This is a genomic window from Paenibacillus favisporus (assembly GCF_040545415.1).
Classification (GTDB): Bacteria; Bacillota; Bacilli; order Paenibacillales; family Paenibacillaceae; genus Paenibacillus_AQ; species Paenibacillus_AQ favisporus.
Genome location: NZ_JBEPLV010000003.1, coordinates 195,174 through 210,617 on the forward strand (window position 1 = coordinate 195,174; position 15,444 = coordinate 210,617).

Here is a 15,444-nt window from a genome sequence, read left to right on the forward strand (position 1 = left end):
ATGATCTAACGTTAAAGGGAGGCTATTTTCGTGAAGAAAAAGAAAAAGCAAGCGAAACGCGTGTCCACATTTCTCATTTTGAGCACGGTTTGCGCCGCAGCGCTCGCAGGCTGCTCATCCGGCAGCGGCGGCAGCAGCGAGGGCGCCTCGGGCGGCTCGTCCGCAGCTCCTTCTGCAAACGCTTCCGCGGAGGCGGAGAAGCCGCTTAAGCTGAACATTATGCTCCCGATTTTTAAAACGAACTATCCGAAGGATGACAGCCCCGTCGCCGCCGAGCTCGAGAAGCTGACGAACACGGACATCCATTTCGAATGGGTGCCGAACGCTTCATACGGCGATAAATTCAACATTACGCTTGCTTCCGGAAATCTGCCGAAAATTATTTACGTGCCGGATTCGAAGGGTCCGAGCTTCGTGAGCGCCGTAAAATCAGGGGCTTTTTGGGACCTGACCGACAAGATGAAAAATTATCCGAACCTCAGCCAGGCCAATGAAGTCATCCTGAACAACTCCTCGATTAACGGCAAAACGTACGGTATTTACCGCGGGCGTGAGCTGGGCCGCAACGGCGTATATTACCGCCAGGATTGGCTGGAGAAGGTGGGCCTGCAGCAGCCGAAAACGATCGACGATTTCTATAATATGCTGAAGGCGTTTAAGGAGAAGGATCCGGACGGCAACGGCAAGGACGACACGTACGGTCTGGTGATGGTCAAATGGACTGCAGGCTGGGGAGCCGGTTTCGACCAGATCAAGCTGTGGTTCGGTGCGCCGAACGTATGGGGTGAAAAGGACGGCAAGCTCGTGCCGGAATTCGAATACGACGAGTATTTCGAAGCGCTCAAGTTTATGAAAAAGCTGTACGACGAGAAGCTCGTCAATCAGGATTTCGCCGTGATGGATTCAGCCAAGTGGACGGATCCGCTGGTGAATGGCCAAGCCGGCGCCATTATCGACGTCGTGGACGGAGCGGCCCGCGCCGACGACAAGATTCATGCCACGCTTAAGGACGCGGGCAAAGAAGATTCCAGGGAGCAGTACGTGGACGTGTTCGGCGCCGTCACCGGTCCGGACGGACAAATTCATACGCTGCCGACTTCCGGTTTTGCCGGCCTGCTGGCCATCCCGAAATCGAGCGTAAAGAGCGAAGAAGAGGTCGACCGCCTCCTGAAGTTTCTCGACCAGCTGAACGAACCGGACCTGCAGACGCTGACCAGCTTCGGGCTTGAAGGCAAACATTACAAGAAGATCGACGACAAGACGCTGGAGAGAAGCTCGGACTCGGTGCTGCTCGAGTCGGAAGTCGAAGGGCTGAATCAGATGGTGCCGTACATTCCGGAAGGCAAAGGACTCCAGGTAGCCCAAACGCCGCTTCGCTTGAAGCAGACGGAGGTTCAATTGAAAAACCGGGACACGATCGTCGCCAATCCGGCGGAGCCTTTCATTTCCGAAGTGTACGCGCAAAAAGGGCAGCAGCTTGGCAACATCATTAACGATGCCCGAATCAAATTTATCGTCGGCCAGATCGACGAGAAGGGCTGGCGCGATGCGATCGAGCTGTGGAAAAAATCAGGCGGCGACGATTATGTGAAGGAAATCAACGAGCTGTACGCCGCCTCGAAGTCCTGACCGGCCCCAGCGTAAATGACCAGAGCGGCTGTCCCAAGAAATCGTCCGCCTAGCGACGGTGGCTGAAGCGGTGACCGGCTGGGGGACTGGAGCTGTATCCTTTAGCCGGGGGCCGTGAACGGATTGGAGAGGCTCCGGCCTCTTTTTTTCGAACATCATTTTTATATTCGGGGTCCCGTAAAACACCTGATTTCGCAGCAAGCAGAAAGCCCCACGTCGTGGGGTTATTTCCCTATCCCCGGTTATTTGAACGATTTTCTCGGATTTCATGCTGGACATACCCGTGGAGCAGAGGGTACTGTTTTCTAAAGGGTTTTTTTAAGTATGGTTAATTGTATACGCTTACATATTTAAAGGGCATTAGGCTCGCCATAAAGGCGGGGACGACAAATTTTGGATATGGTTGGTGAGCTGACGATGAATGGATGGAAGTCGCTAATGGCCCGCTTATCTGGCGGCGGATCGGGCAGCTTTTACAGAAAAAGCCTGGTTATGTTCTTGGTTGTGGCTGGCATCCCCGGGATCATCACCGGGATTTTTGTGTACTCCATGGCTGGCGGGAGGCTGGAGAAGGAACTGCTGAAGCTTCATAATGACCAGATCGAACAGCGGTCGCTGAACATGGATAAGCAGCTGTCCAATCTCGAAATGATGCTGGCGCACTGGGCGTTCGACTCGCGCTTTGATGAATCGCTGAGGGGCCACGACTTCGTGCGCGACTTTGAAAAAACGCGCGACATCACGAACACGCTGCTGGTGATGCAGGGCTCCAATACGATGATCCATAACGTCAGCCTTTATTTGCGCGGAGACCAGCCGATATTGTTTTATCCGGAATACTCCGCCTTGAATGACCGGCAGCTCATCTCCCGATACGAACGTCTGATGGATGCGGGGAAGACGACGTATTGGACACAGCAGGCGCTTGACCCAGATCAGCAGGGGAGGACGGAATTGACGTTTGTGCATCTCATCCCGGGTGGCAGCTCCAATCCGCTCGGGGCCTTGGTCGTCAGGCTGGACAACGATCAAGTCGCAGAGGTGCTGAGGACGTTGACTCCTTATGCTGATGGGGAGAACTTTCTGATGGAAGCGGGAGGCGGCCTCTACGTTTCCGCTAACGGCAACCGGATGGATTCGCCTTTTGTCAAGGCGGTCCGCGGTGATGTGGAATCCGATGGGAAGGCCCGAGGGTCCTTTCTCTTTGAATGGAACGGCAAAACCTATGCGGTCACATACGGTTATTTCGCACGCATCATGGACAACTGGCTGTACGTGTCAGCCTCGCCGATTACGAACATTACGGCCCCGGTCGTGCTGATATCCAAAGTCATTCTGGCGGTCAGCGCGAGTGCTCTCCTGCTGGCGGTGCTGCTGGCATGGCTCGCCTCGAAACGGATGTATTCGCCGGTCAAAAGGCTGATGGCGAATTTGCAGCCGCACGCTTCCTTAGCGGGAATGGGCAGCGTCGACGAATTTGCCATCATCGAGCGGCAGTGGCAGCACTTAAGCCGGGAGAGCCGGGAGCTGAACGCCAAGCTGCTCGAGCAGCTGCCCCACGTGAAGGAAAGCTTTCTCCACCAGCTGCTGCAGGGGTATTTGTACGCCTATTCGGAGGAGGATCTGCGCTCGCGCATGGAACGGTACAGATGGCAGGTGCACGGCAAGCAGTTCGTCGTGCTGTACGTTCATTTGACGGGCATCGCAGCCATGGAGGGGAAATTCAAGTTCGGAGACGAGGGACTGGTCACTTTTGCGTCGGTCAACATGATTGAAGAGCTGGCAGCCGTCCATTTCGAGCAGAGCAGCACGATCAATTTCCACGATCTAGGATCGGGTGTACTGCTGATCCTGCCGGAAGGCGAGCCGTGCGCAGAGCCGATCAAGGTGTTCAGCGAGGAGCTGACGCAAGCGGTCAACCGGCTGCTCAACATGCGCGTCACCATCGCCGTCAGTCGGACCATGAACCGCATCGGCGACATTCCGCTCGCCTTTGAAGGGGTGAAGCATGCCGCAAGCTTCCGCAACTTCGAGCATGACAATCAGATCATCGATATGGAACAGCTGAACTACGAAGACGGGGCCGAGCCTCCGTATCCGTTTACGCTGGAGCGGGAGTTCCTGCAGGCGCTTCGCACCGGACAGGAAGCGGATGCCCGGGCTCTGCTCGCCGACTTTCAGGATGCGCTGTCCGTACAAGGAGCGAAGGCGATCGATGTCCAGCAGGGAATGCTCCATTTGCTTGGATCCGTACAGCATGCGATCCTTGTATCCGGCATCCAGCCGAACCGGCTGTTCAAAGGCGCCAACTTGTATGAGCAGCTCTCGCAGATGAAAGAGCCGGCCGCCTTCCGGGACTGGTTCGAGGCGAAGGTCATCGCTCCGTTCATGCAGGAGCTGACGAACCGGTCGGACTGCCAGGTCAAACAGCTGATGGAGCAGGCGATGATCTACATGCAGCAGAACTACATGCTCGATATTTCGCTCGATAACTGTGCCGACCATATCGGCACGAATCCTTTTTTCCTGAGCAAGTCGTTTAAGCGGGTTACCGGTAAAAACTTTATCGATTATCTGACCGAGCTGCGCCTGGAAAAAGCGAAGGAGCTGCTGCGGGAATCGGAGCTGAAGATCAACACCGTCGCCGAGCAGGTCGGCTACCAGCACAGCTATTTTAACCGGATCTTTAAAAAGCTTGAAGGGATGACGCCAACCCGCTACCGTGAGCTGAGCCGGGCGGAATAGGCGTCAGCGATACAGTTACGGAAGAAGCCGGCAGCGGTTCAACAGGAAACCGCTTCCGGCTTTTTATGCGCTGACAGTTCGCGGAACCCCGCCAAGCACACTATTCAGGATGTATTCCACGGTTGCCCGCCCTCCTTCAAGAATGTGCAAGCCGGGTGAAAACGTGCAATGCTGCCGTATCGGGCCCGCCAAGAAAGTGTCATTGCCGGGAAAATGGCCGTTCTCTACACTGAAGGCGTGATGACAAAAATCGGAAGCAAACGAATTGCCAAAAGGAGATGAGTCCATGAACGAAACCCGAGTAAACGTACGGTGGCTGAAGGACGCCCCGACCGTTCCGGCCGGGGTGACCTGGGGCATGCCGTGGAAGGAAGGACAGCTGCGGAGAGACGAGCCGCTGGCGCTGCATGTGCAGGAGGGCGGTGAAGCTCCCACCCTGCAGAGCTGGCCGGCCGCGTATTGGCCGGACGGCAGTGTCAAATGGACGGCGCATGCGGCGGTTTTTCCCGCGGGAGTACCCTCTAGGTATGCCGTCGGGAAAGGGGAAGCCGGACAAGCGGCATCAGCACCTTCGTTGTCCGTAAGCGAGACGGATGAAGGCATCCATGTGAATACGGGGGTTTTTTCTTTTCATATTCCGAAGAGCGGCAGCCGGATTATAGGCAGCATACACCGGGGCGGAAGCCTCGTCTGCTCCAGCGGGGAATTGGTCGCCATCAAGGAAAGCGTAAGCGAGCTGACCGGCGTGCGCACGATCCGGGAGGAGCGGTATCAATCCCGGATTTATTCAGCGAAGGTGGAGCAGGCCGGTCCGGTGAGAGCGGTCGTCAAGCTGACGGGCCGGCACCGAGCTGTGAACGGGACCGGGGAGTGGCTGCCGTTTTCGCTGCGGCTATACGCTCACGCGGGGCTGGAGTCCATCCGGATCGTGCACACGTTTTTTTACGACGGCAATCCGAACGAAGACTTCGTGAAAGGGCTCGGAATCCGTTTCGCGCTGCCGATGCGGGAGAAGCTCTATAACCGCCACGTCCGGTTCGCCGGCGATACCGGCTTTTTGAGCGAATCGCCGAAGACGCTGCATACGCGCCGGACGAAAGGCAAATATATGGAGCTGTTCAAGCGTCAGCTGGATGGCGAGATGCTGACCGGCGAACAAATGGACGACGATTATTTTATGAACCTGCTGGACGAATCGGCTTGCTGGGACGGCTTTAAGCTGGCGCAGCTCTCGGCCGATCATTACCGGATGGCCAAGCGGACGCAGCCCGGCTGCAGCTGGGTCAAAGCCGCCGAAGGCCGCAGAGCGCGAGGCGTCGCCTACGTCGGCGGTCCAGGCGGGGGGCTGGCGCTGGCCATGCGCCATTTTTGGCAAAAGCACCCCGCCGGCATGGAAGCGCACGGGCTGACGGGAGACGAGGCGCAGCTGACCGCCTGGTTCTGGTCGCCGGAAGCTCCGGCCATGGACATGCGCCATTACGATACGAAGACGCATGTCGAATCGTCGTACGAAGGCGCGGAGGAGATGAGGGCGACCCCTTACGGCATCGCGAACACGAGTGAGCTGACGATCTGGTGCCGCGAATCGACTCCTTCGCCGGCGGAACTGGAGGCTTACGCGGCGTATAACGAATCACCTCCGCAGCTTTCGTGCGACCCCGACTACCTGCACAGTCAGGGTGCATTCGGCATCTGGAGCCTGCCGGACCGGGGGACACCGGTCAAAGCACGTCTGGAAGAGAGGCTGGACGGCATCATCGCTTTCTACCAAAGGGAGGTGGAACAGCGGCGTTGGTACGGGTTCTGGGATTACGGCGATTTCATGCACAGCTACGATCCGGCCCGCCACGTCTGGAACTACGACCTGGGCGGCTGCGCGTGGCAGAATACGGAGCTGGTTCCGAACATGTGGCTGTGGCTGATGTTTTTACGCTCGGGACGCGAAGATATTTTCCGGATGGCGGAAGCGATGACGCGGCATACGAGTGAGGTCGACGTATACCATTTCGGCGAATACGCCGGGCTCGGCTCCCGGCATAACGTCGTGCATTGGGGATGCGGCTGCAAGGAAGCCCGGATCGGTATGGCCGGCCTGCACCGGTACTACTACTATTTGACGGGGGACGAACGGATCGGAGACATGATGGACGAGACGAAGGACGCCGATTATACGACCGTTCACATCGACCCGATGCGGGCCTATTTTCCGAAAGACGAGCACAAAACGCATATCCGGGTCGGCCCGGACTGGGCGGCCTTCAGTTCAAACTGGATGACCCGCTGGGAGCGGCAGGAGGATTCATTCTACCGCGATAAGCTGCTGACCGGCATTGCATGCATCAAGCAGGCCAATTACGGCCTGATTTCCGGTCCGACCTACGGCTATGATCCGCAAACCGGTGTGCTGACGCCGATGGGCGACGACAACTGGGGCCGCCATTTGGCCCTCTGCATGGGCGCGCCGCAGGTGTGGTTCGAACTGTCCGCCATGCTGAAGGATGAAGAATGGAACGAAATGATGGCCGATTTCGGCATTTTCTATAACCTCTCACAGGAAGAAAAGGACCAGATCACAGGCGGGGCCATCAGCACGCAGCGGTTTGAGCATCCGGTGCTGACATTGGCGCTCGTTGCGTATGGGGCATGGTACCGGAAGGATCAACGGACGGCTGATTTTGCCTGGTCGACGCTCCTGGGGCATAGGTTTGCCTGTACGGACCTTGAGAAATACGCCGCGGCGGTCACTTACGTTAACGATCTGCGCGAGTTTGACTGGATGAACACGAACGAGGCGTCGCAGTGGTCGCTGAATACGATCATCAGCCTGGCGCTGATCCCGGACGCCCTGCCGGAAGAGGCGGTATCGGCCGGACAGAAAGCGCAGGTATGACGCTCGATGAGGAGGCCATTCCGGCCTCCCTGGGAAGGAGGTAAGCATATCCGATGCAGACAGATCCATCGACCGGGGACGGGTACACGCAGGACACCCGCAGCCCGCTTATTCCTAAAGGGTGGGACAGGATTTACGCGAATCCGCTCGCGAGGCCGGAGCATGCTGCCGGTTTTCGAATGGAAGGAGAGGCTGCCGTCACGTTTCCTTTGGGCCGGATGCGGCTCGAAAGCGTTCTGGACGAGGCCGAGGGGCAGCGCGCCAATTTTGTGCTGTGGTGCCCGCAGGATTTTCCGGCGGAGGCCGCCGTGTCCTGGGATTTTTGGCCGGTGCGCGAGCCGGGTCTCGCGATCATGTTTTTCAGCGCAAGCGGCAGGGAGGGCATGGATTTATTCGACCCTTCGTTCAAGCCGCGAACGGGAGAATACGATCAGTATCATCATGGCGATATGAACGTCTTTCACGTGTCTTACTTCCGGAGGAAATGGAGGGAGGAGCGGAGGTTTCAGACATGCCATTTGCGCAAAAGCTACGGCTTTCATCTGGTGGCGCAAGGGGCTGACCCCATTCCAGGCGTGATGGATGCGGCAGGCCCTTACCGGATGCTGATCGTCAAGGAGGGGAGGTGCATTACCTTTGCCGTCAACGATCTCCCCTTGTTTGTGTGGGAAGAGGACGGAGTATCCTACGGACCGCCGCTTGGAGGCGGCAAGCTTGGCTTCCGCCAGATGGCGCCGCTGATTGCCGAGTATGCCAATTTAACCGTATATGCCAAAAGCGATCCTTAACCGGCGCATCCTGATAGATCAGGCCGATGGATGCTTCTGGATTCGGCTTTGTGGAGGGCTGTCCGTAAAAAGTGGGGCGGCGCAAATCCAGATAAAACAAAAACTCCTTTCCGCCTGGAAAGGAGTTTTTGCTGCTGATCGAGACTTTATTAAATGTGCTGCGTATAGTTATCGGTTTCCACCGCAAACTGAAAATCCTCGATATCAAAAACATGCACAGGCACAGCAGCCTCGACGATCCGCTGGATCAGCTCGATCTGATCGGTGAGCACCGGGGCTTCTTCCCGCTGCGAGGACAGCAGCAGCTCCGTCTCAACCGGGTCGAACAGCTCGCCATAGGGAGCGGTGTCCATTGCGTTGATGACCGTAATCCGCGCCGATTCGCCAAGGAGGATCGAAGGACTCTTGGCCCAAGGCATATGGAGCGCTTTCTGAATTTTTTTCTTGTTCAGCGGTTCCTCGAAATAGGCGGTCAGCTCCTTGATTCTGGCCTTCACGTACCTGTCATCCTCCGCAGAGCTCATCAGCGGCTCGTCGCTGTCCTGAAGCTCATACAGCTCCAGCAGGCTGGTGTAAGGCACGATATATTCAACCGGGACGCTCGTCTGGAGCAATTCTCCATAGATCGCCACCATGACCGCTTCTGTAACGAATTGTCTAGACATCAAGAACCTCCTGAATCCTAAGTATCTAACCCAAGCTGACCTTGCCGGGATAATGTATAATGATCGATACAGGAACAAAGTCCGATCTTACATTTAAGGATATCTAATCATTGAAGGGGGGAAATGTCAACTCATGAGCGTTAGGAAAAGGCAATTCAGCCCGGATCGGACCGATTATGGCCGCTGCTTTCCCGCCGGACGGGGAGGAGTGCATCGGTTTGCCGCATGCCGCGGCCGGGCGGATGGGATCCTGCGCCAAGCAGCGGATGCGGCTGACCTGAACAAGGTATGATATAAGAGGCGTCCGGATTGCCGGCGCATATTCGCCTCTACCCACGCCATTAGCCTGATTGACAGCCAGAAAGGAGAGGGAATGTTTTTTGGAATATTGGAAAGCTTATTACCGGTTTGTTAAACCTTATACGAAATGGATTATTTGTACGCTGATCATCGGCATGATCAAATTCGGCATCCCTTTGACGCTGCCGATGATTCTCAAATATGTAGTGGATGACCTGCTGCTTAACCCGAAAATGACGGTATCGGAGCAGGTTACCCGGCTGTTTCTCATTTTAGGGGGCGCGCTCGTCCTGTTTATTATCGTGCGGGGGCCGGTCGAATATTTACGGCAGTATTTTGCCCAACTGATCACGAGCCGAATTTTGTTCGACATGCGGAACCGCTTGTATGCTCACCTGCAGCGCCTGTCGCTCCGCTATTACCAGAATACGAAGGTAGGCGAGGCCATCTCTCGTTTTATCAACGACGTGGAGCAGACGAAAAATATCGTTGAGGTCGGCATGATGAACATTTGGCTAGACATGTTTACACTGCTGATTGTGCTGGGGGTGATGCTGTACCTGAACCCTGTGCTGACCCTGGTGTCCATCGCCATTCTTCCGCTTTACGGGATCGCGGTCAATGTGCTGTATAAGCGTCTCAAGAAGCTCACCAAGGACCGTTCTCAGGCGCTTGCCGGCATTCAGGCGTATTTGCATGAACGGATCCAGGGGATTTCCGTGATCCGTAGCTTTACCCTCGAGCGCTTCGATCATAAGCAGTTTACGGGCATCAACCAGAATTTCCTGAACAAAGCGCTGGCGCAGACGAGATGGAACGCGCTGACGTTCTCGATCATCAACACACTGACGGATATCGCCCCGCTGCTTGTGATCGGGTACGGCGGCTACCGGGTGATCCATCATGATTTGACCCTGGGCACGTTTGTCGCCTTTTTCGGCTATCTGGACAGGCTGTATGCGCCTCTCAAGCGTTTGATCAACTCTTCCTCGGTGCTGACGCAGGCCTCCGCCTCGCTGGAAAGAGTGATGGAATTGCTGAAGGAACCGTACGATATTGTCGATGCGCCGGACGCGAAAACCCTTCAGGGGCCGGTTCAGCATATTTCGTTTGACGAGGTGTGGTTTAAATACAACGAGGGCAGCGACTGGGTGCTCAAGGATATCAGTCTCGAAATCAAGCACGGGCAGACCGTCGCTTTCGTCGGTATGAGCGGAGGCGGCAAATCGAGCCTCATTTCACTGATCCCGAGATTTTATGACATTCAGCAGGGCAGCGTGTCCATTAACGGGCAGGATATCCGGAAGCTGACCCTTGAAAGCCTGCGGGGTTCAATCGGTATGGTGCTGCAGGATAACTTCCTGTTCAGCGGGTCGGTGAAGGACAACATTCTGATCGGCAACCCCGAGGCGAGCATGGACGAGATTCAAGCGGCTGCGGTTTCAGCCAACGCCCATGACTTTATCATGAATCTGCCGGACGGGTATGATACGGAAGTCGGGGAACGGGGCGTCAAGCTGTCCGGTGGGCAGAAGCAGCGCCTGGCCATCGCCCGCGTTTTTTTGAAAAATCCGGAAATTCTAGTGCTGGACGAGGCAACCTCCGCACTGGACCTGGAGTCCGAGCATCTCATTCAGCAGGCGCTGCAATCGCTGGCTTCAAACCGGACGACGCTGATCGTCGCCCACCGGCTCTCCACGATCACCCACGCGGACCAAATTGTCGTGATGGAGCACGGGATGATTACGGAACAGGGAACGCATGCCGAACTGATGGCTTTGGACGGAAGTTATGCACGGCTGTATAATGTGCAGCACCTGGAGGTTTAAACAAAAAAAGAAGAAACCCGCGTCTTCAAAAGACCGGGTCTCTTAACATTATGAAGAGGTGTCCATAGCGGGCGCCTCTTTTTTTAACTTTTGCCGATCAGCAGGGACAACAGCCCCGCCGCAATCAAGGGCCCTACCGGAACGCCCTTGAACAAGGCGACGCCAAGTACCGTTCCGACGAGCAGTCCGGCAACGATGGTCGGATTGGCTGACATCAGGGAGGCACCGCGGCCGCCAAGATAAGCGACCAGCATCCCGATGGCGATCGCCAGCAGGGACTTCCAGTTCAGAAAGGAGCTTCCGAGCATTTGCAGGCTCATTTTTCCGCTGGCCACCGGTGTCATGACGCCGATGGTCAGGATAATGATGCCCAGTGTCAAGCCGTACTTCTCCAGCCAGGGAAACGCCTGCTGTAAATGCAGCACCCGCAGCAGCAGCAGGATGGTCATCGCCACGGTGATGGTCGTGTTGCTGCTGATAATGCCGAGGGCGGCGAGAATCAGCAGGATCAGTGATGTAAAATCCGTACGGAACATCTCCTTTCTTTGACAGCCGAAAGTACCGCCGCATTGTGATGTGTATGTCGACGCGGACTGACTTCCGTGAAATGGTTATTGCTGCGAAGCCCGAACGGCGGCGATATGCTCGGCAATCAGCCCGCCGTGCTTGCGGCCGGTTTCGATAAAGACCTCGTTCGCATTGCGGCCGGACGCGATGACGCCTGCCACATAGAGTCCCGGTACATTACTCTCCATCGTTTCCGGGTTAAACAGCGGCTTCTCCATATCTCCGTCCAGCTCGACGCCGCAGGAAGCCAGCAGCTTCCGGTCCGGCCGGAATCCGGTTAAGGCAAGCACAAAATCGTTATCGATTTCGGTCGTATGCCCGTCTTTATCCTGGATGGTGATGGACGATTCCCGAATTTCGGTGACCTTGGATTGCACGTGGACCTCTATTTTCCCCTTTTTCACCATCGCTTCAAACACCGGGCGCACCCACGGCTTGATGTTCTCGGAAACCTCCTCGCCCCGGTAGACCATATGGATGTTCGCCCCAACGCGAATCAGTTCCATGGCCGCGTCAACCGCCGAGTTGCTGCCGCCGATGATCGCCACGTTCATCCCGGTATAAGGATGGGCCTCACGGAAGTAATGCGTAACTTTATCCAGATCTTCGCCAGGGGTACCTATGTAATTCGGGTGGTCGAAATAACCGGTGGAAATCACGACGTTTCTGGCTTCATATTGATGTTTTTGTCCGCTGCGGTCAACGGTATGTACCACAAAGGAATGATCCGGCTGCCGCTCCACGGACAGCGCTTCTTCGTACTGGGAGATGGACAAGTCGTAATGATCCGCTACCTTGCGGTAGTAGGACAGGGCCTCGTACCGAAAAGGCTTCTCGTTCGGGGAAGGGAACGGCACATCACCGATCTCCAGCAGCTCCGCCGTACTGAAAAACTGCATGTGGGTCGGATACAGGTAAATGGAGTGGACCAAGCAGTGCTTCTCAATAATATGTGTCGATAGTCCGCGGCGTCCGCATTCGATGGCGGCCGATAGTCCGCATGGACCGGCTCCGATAATAATGACGTCTTGCATGAATTTCTCCTCCTCTGTCTATAAACCACTCACGTTTTATCGTATCGCAAATTTCCGGTAAAAACCACCATGGACAGCCAATAGAGATCCGCACATGGCGGCTCGCGGCTGATCTTTTTTCGTGAACATGCTGCATATACGGTGATTTTTACATGTGCCGTTGACAAATTGGTTTGATCGACATAATATTAGATACATATCAAATTAGATGTTTATTAAAATTATTGATTTTAGTATTTCGGCGGGCTATCCGGCTTGATGGCAGGAGATCATTTGCAGCCTGGTTCCTTCCGGAAAGCGCTCGGTATATTTTACCCAACCTTTCACGGGATTTATCAAAGGAGGTCCGGCCGAACATCGAATGAGCAATGAAGGGAGCTGGCATGTATATGAGTAAAGCAGACGAAAAGCAGAAGGGAACCTCCGATCCGGTGAACGAGGCCATGAAGGCGGCGGTGTTGAGAAACTTTTTTGCGGCGGACGGGAGGCTGGCGCAAATACCAGCCCAGTACAAGAAGAAATTGATCGCCATGCAGTATCTGGTGGAGAAGCTTGAGCCGGGGCGCCGTTACACGGAGAAAGAAATCAACGCGTTTATACAGCAGTTTCATGATGATTACGCAACGATCCGGCGCGAGTTTATCATTCACCGGTACATGTCTCGGGATAACGACATTTATGAAATGAACCCCCGGGACCAGTGGACGAAGTGGGAGCAGGTTTGAGCTCGTCCGGAAATTAAGGCTTGACATGAAACAAGCATTCCGTATATGATGGCAGCAAATGACAGGAAAGGAGACGATATCAAATGATGAAGAGCATTGTATGGAACTTGACCCCTTTAACATTTTATATATGGTCTCCTTTGACGGCTGGATAATCGATCGGATTTGAGGATTCACGTCTGATCATACGGCATTTCATCAGCAGGCATGGTTTCATGTTTGCCGAATAAGCCGCGGAGACCTACATGGGTTGCCGCGGCTTTTTTGCGTTCGGTAACGTTCGGTATGGCATCACAGATTTGGTGTGCCTTTTCCGGACGTTTCGGTTTGCGCATAAAGGGAAATGCTCTCTGATTGATTCAGAAGTCAAGCCCCCGGAGCCTAAGCTTCGGGGGCTTTTTGTCATTCATTCACGAATTGGAGGGATTTTTACTTGAATTTAGAGCATTATGGATGGAATACGGATTGGCAGCAGAAATGGCTGCAGCGAGATCGCAAACAGCACGTTCCCGGCCGCATCGTCAGCGATTTCGGTCAAATGTACCGGGTCTGGACCTCAGCCGGGGAAGTATGGGGAGAAATATCGGGCAGGCTGAAGCATGAGCATCAGGACCGGAGTGAGCTGCCGGCTGTGGGCGACTGGGTGGAAGTTCAGGTGCTGGAGCAGGAGGAGCGGGTGATCATTCACAGCGTCCTGGAACGTAAAACCTGCATCTCCCGGCAGGCCGCAGGAGTCGCCACCGTTAATGAGCAGATCATCGCCTCCAACGTCGATACGCTGTTTTTGGTCAGCTCACTCAATGACGATTTTAACGTCAGGCGCATGGAAAGGTATTTGATCATGGCCTGGAACAGCGGCGTGACCCCGGTTATACTGCTCAGCAAGGCCGATCTATGCCCGGACGCGGAGCTGAAGGTCGCTGAGATGGAAGGGGCGGCGCCGGGGGTACCGGTTCACGCCATCAGCGCGCTGGAAGATATCGGACGCGACATCGTCTCCGCTTACCTGGGGGAAGGGATCACCGTGGCGCTGACCGGCTCATCCGGCTGCGGCAAATCGACCATCGTCAACTGGTTGTCCGAGGCCGGCGTGCAGAAGACTCAAGGGATCCGCGAAGATGACAGCCGCGGGCGCCATACGACGACGCACCGCCAGCTGTTCCTGCTGCCCCAAGGGGGCATCATGGCTGATACGCCCGGCATGCGCGAACTGCGGCTGTTCGAAGACGAAGGAGGCCTGGCCCAAGCGTTTTCCGACATCGAGGAGATCGGCAGCCGGTGCCGCTTTGCGGACTGCAAGCATGAAGGCGAGGCGGGATGCGCCGTCCGGGAAGCGGTGGAAGCAGGCGTACTGGAGGAACGGCGGCTGTCCAATTACCATAAGACCCAGCGGGAGCTGAAGTTTCAAGCGGTAAAAGAAGCACGAAGCAGGCGCAAGGCTGATCCGAAGGGGCGGGGATCCAAAAGTGGGGCCCCGCGCAAATCCTCATCCTATTGGACGAAGCAGCTGATGGATGAATAAGTCAGCAAAAAACCACGATGGTATCCATCGTGGTTTTTTGGGCTGGAGATCGTTGTCCAGCTTCAATGCAAATCATTCTATAAGCAGATAAGCAGGATTAGAAGTTCTTGGCGGCTTCGGCAGCTTTGGCTACACCGGCTTCAACCAATGCGGCAGCCTGATCCGGAAGCTGGTTATGGCCTTCAACGATAATGGTCGTTACATCTTTGATCCCGAACAGACCCATGCTGCGCGAAACGAAGTTGACGGCCATTTCGCTGGCAGCGGCAGGGCCTTCGGAATAGATGCCGCCTCTCGCATTGAGGATAGCGACCTTCTTGTCGCCAGCCAGACCTACAGGGCCCTCCGGCGTATATTTAAAGGTTTTGCCTGCGCGGTTCAGGTAGTCCAGGTACGAATGAAGCACGGCCGGAACGGTCATGTTCCACAGCGGGAAGCCGAAGACGATTTTGTCGGCGGCCAGGAACTGATCGAGGTAGCGGTCGGCGATCGCTGCCGCTTCACGTTCCTCAGGTGTCGTTTCGATGCCGTTAGCGGTTTTATACAGGCCGGTAATCGTCGTATGGTCGTAATAGCGCGGCTGCTCGGCGAACAGGTCCAGCTCCACGATTTCGTCCTCCGGATAAGCTGCCGTGTAGGAATCCTTGAAAGCATGATACAGCTTCACGCTGATCGCCTGGTCAATGGGACGGTTGTTTGCTTTGATAAAAAGTACAGTAGACATGGTGTGAACTCCTTTAAGTATAAAAT

The 15,444-nt window shown here is 55.6% G+C and carries 12 protein-coding genes; 8 read left to right on the plus strand and 4 right to left on the minus strand.

Features of this window, described 5'->3' with window-relative positions; all coding sequences use genetic code 11:
- The first annotated feature begins 30 nt into the window (after window positions 1-30).
- From ABID47_RS14050 to ABID47_RS14065, 4 genes are all read left to right on the plus strand, one after another.
- On the plus strand, window positions 31-1,629 hold the full coding sequence (locus ABID47_RS14050; RefSeq protein WP_354497527.1) for an extracellular solute-binding protein: 1,599 nt from the start codon (window positions 31-33) through the stop codon (window positions 1,627-1,629).
- A 399-nt stretch (window positions 1,630-2,028) separates the two neighbouring features.
- On the plus strand, window positions 2,029-4,374 hold the full coding sequence (locus tag ABID47_RS14055) for a helix-turn-helix domain-containing protein (RefSeq protein ID WP_354498741.1): 2,346 nt from the start codon (window positions 2,029-2,031) through the stop codon (window positions 4,372-4,374).
- Window positions 4,375-4,660: 286 nt separating this feature from the next.
- Window positions 4,661-7,264, plus strand: a complete 2,604-nt coding sequence (locus tag ABID47_RS14060; RefSeq protein WP_354497529.1) for an exo-rhamnogalacturonan lyase family protein — start codon at window positions 4,661-4,663, stop codon at window positions 7,262-7,264.
- A gap of 53 nt (window positions 7,265-7,317) precedes the next feature.
- Window positions 7,318-8,052, plus strand: a complete 735-nt coding sequence (locus tag ABID47_RS14065) for a DUF1961 family protein (protein WP_354497531.1) — start codon at window positions 7,318-7,320, stop codon at window positions 8,050-8,052.
- Window positions 8,053-8,201: 149 nt separating this feature from the next.
- Here ABID47_RS14065 and ABID47_RS14070 read toward each other — a convergent pair whose 3' ends face one another.
- Window positions 8,202-8,717 (minus strand): ADP-heptose synthase, encoded by a 516-nt coding sequence (locus ABID47_RS14070; RefSeq protein WP_076167894.1) that lies wholly within the window; start codon window positions 8,715-8,717, stop codon window positions 8,202-8,204.
- A 133-nt stretch (window positions 8,718-8,850) separates the two neighbouring features.
- Here ABID47_RS14070 and ABID47_RS14075 point away from each other — a divergent pair, with 133 nt between their 5' ends.
- Entirely contained in the window at window positions 8,851-9,009 is a 159-nt protein-coding gene (locus ABID47_RS14075; protein WP_354497533.1) for a hypothetical protein, read from the plus strand.
- A gap of 88 nt (window positions 9,010-9,097) precedes the next feature.
- A complete protein-coding gene (locus ABID47_RS14080) occupies window positions 9,098-10,846 on the plus strand; it encodes an ABC transporter ATP-binding protein (protein ID WP_116231184.1) in 1,749 nt (582 codons plus the stop codon).
- Window positions 10,847-10,929: 83 nt separating this feature from the next.
- Here the strand turns inward: ABID47_RS14080 and ABID47_RS14085 are convergent, their stop codons facing one another.
- Together ABID47_RS14085 and ABID47_RS14090 are read right to left on the minus strand one after the other, a co-directional pair.
- Window positions 10,930-11,382: a DUF441 domain-containing protein gene (locus ABID47_RS14085; RefSeq protein ID WP_076167888.1), complete on the minus strand. Its 453-nt coding sequence runs from the start codon at window positions 11,380-11,382 to the stop codon at window positions 10,930-10,932.
- A 75-nt stretch (window positions 11,383-11,457) separates the two neighbouring features.
- Complete coding sequence (locus ABID47_RS14090) at window positions 11,458-12,447, minus strand: YpdA family putative bacillithiol disulfide reductase (RefSeq protein WP_354497536.1); 990 nt, start codon at window positions 12,445-12,447, stop codon at window positions 11,458-11,460.
- A gap of 389 nt (window positions 12,448-12,836) precedes the next feature.
- On the opposite strand from ABID47_RS14090, the gene ABID47_RS14095 reads away from it, so the two are divergent.
- On the plus strand, window positions 12,837-13,172 hold the full coding sequence (locus ABID47_RS14095; protein WP_354497538.1) for a DUF2087 domain-containing protein: 336 nt from the start codon (window positions 12,837-12,839) through the stop codon (window positions 13,170-13,172).
- Window positions 13,173-13,605: 433 nt separating this feature from the next.
- Window positions 13,606-14,694 carry a ribosome small subunit-dependent GTPase A gene (gene rsgA, locus ABID47_RS14100; RefSeq protein ID WP_354497540.1) on the plus strand — a complete coding sequence of 363 codons (1,089 nt, stop codon included), beginning with the start codon at window positions 13,606-13,608 and terminating at the stop codon, window positions 14,692-14,694.
- A 97-nt stretch (window positions 14,695-14,791) separates the two neighbouring features.
- Here the strand turns inward: rsgA and ABID47_RS14105 are convergent, their stop codons facing one another.
- Window positions 14,792-15,418 (minus strand): FMN-dependent NADH-azoreductase, encoded by a 627-nt coding sequence (locus ABID47_RS14105; protein WP_354497542.1) that lies wholly within the window; start codon window positions 15,416-15,418, stop codon window positions 14,792-14,794.
- Window positions 15,419-15,444: the final 26 nt, after the last annotated feature.

Bases quoted from the DNA above. Each gene is read 5' to 3' on its own strand.
- ABID47_RS14090 (WP_354497536.1), bottom strand. From the start codon at position 12,447: ATGCAAGACGTCATTATTATCGGAGCCGGTCCATGCGGACTATCGGCC.
- ABID47_RS14105 (WP_354497542.1), bottom strand. From the start codon at position 15,418: ATGTCTACTGTACTTTTTATCAAAGCAAACAACCGTCCCATTGACCAG.
- ABID47_RS14055 (WP_354498741.1), top strand. From the start codon at position 2,029: ATGGTTGGTGAGCTGACGATGAATGGATGGAAGTCGCTAATGGCCCGC.
- ABID47_RS14070 (WP_076167894.1), bottom strand. From the start codon at position 8,717: ATGTCTAGACAATTCGTTACAGAAGCGGTCATGGTGGCGATCTATGGA.
- ABID47_RS14060 (WP_354497529.1), top strand. From the start codon at position 4,661: ATGAACGAAACCCGAGTAAACGTACGGTGGCTGAAGGACGCCCCGACC.
- ABID47_RS14085 (WP_076167888.1), bottom strand. From the start codon at position 11,382: ATGTTCCGTACGGATTTTACATCACTGATCCTGCTGATTCTCGCCGCC.
- ABID47_RS14065 (WP_354497531.1), top strand. From the start codon at position 7,318: ATGCAGACAGATCCATCGACCGGGGACGGGTACACGCAGGACACCCGC.
- ABID47_RS14075 (WP_354497533.1), top strand. From the start codon at position 8,851: ATGAGCGTTAGGAAAAGGCAATTCAGCCCGGATCGGACCGATTATGGC.
- ABID47_RS14095 (WP_354497538.1), top strand. From the start codon at position 12,837: ATGAGTAAAGCAGACGAAAAGCAGAAGGGAACCTCCGATCCGGTGAAC.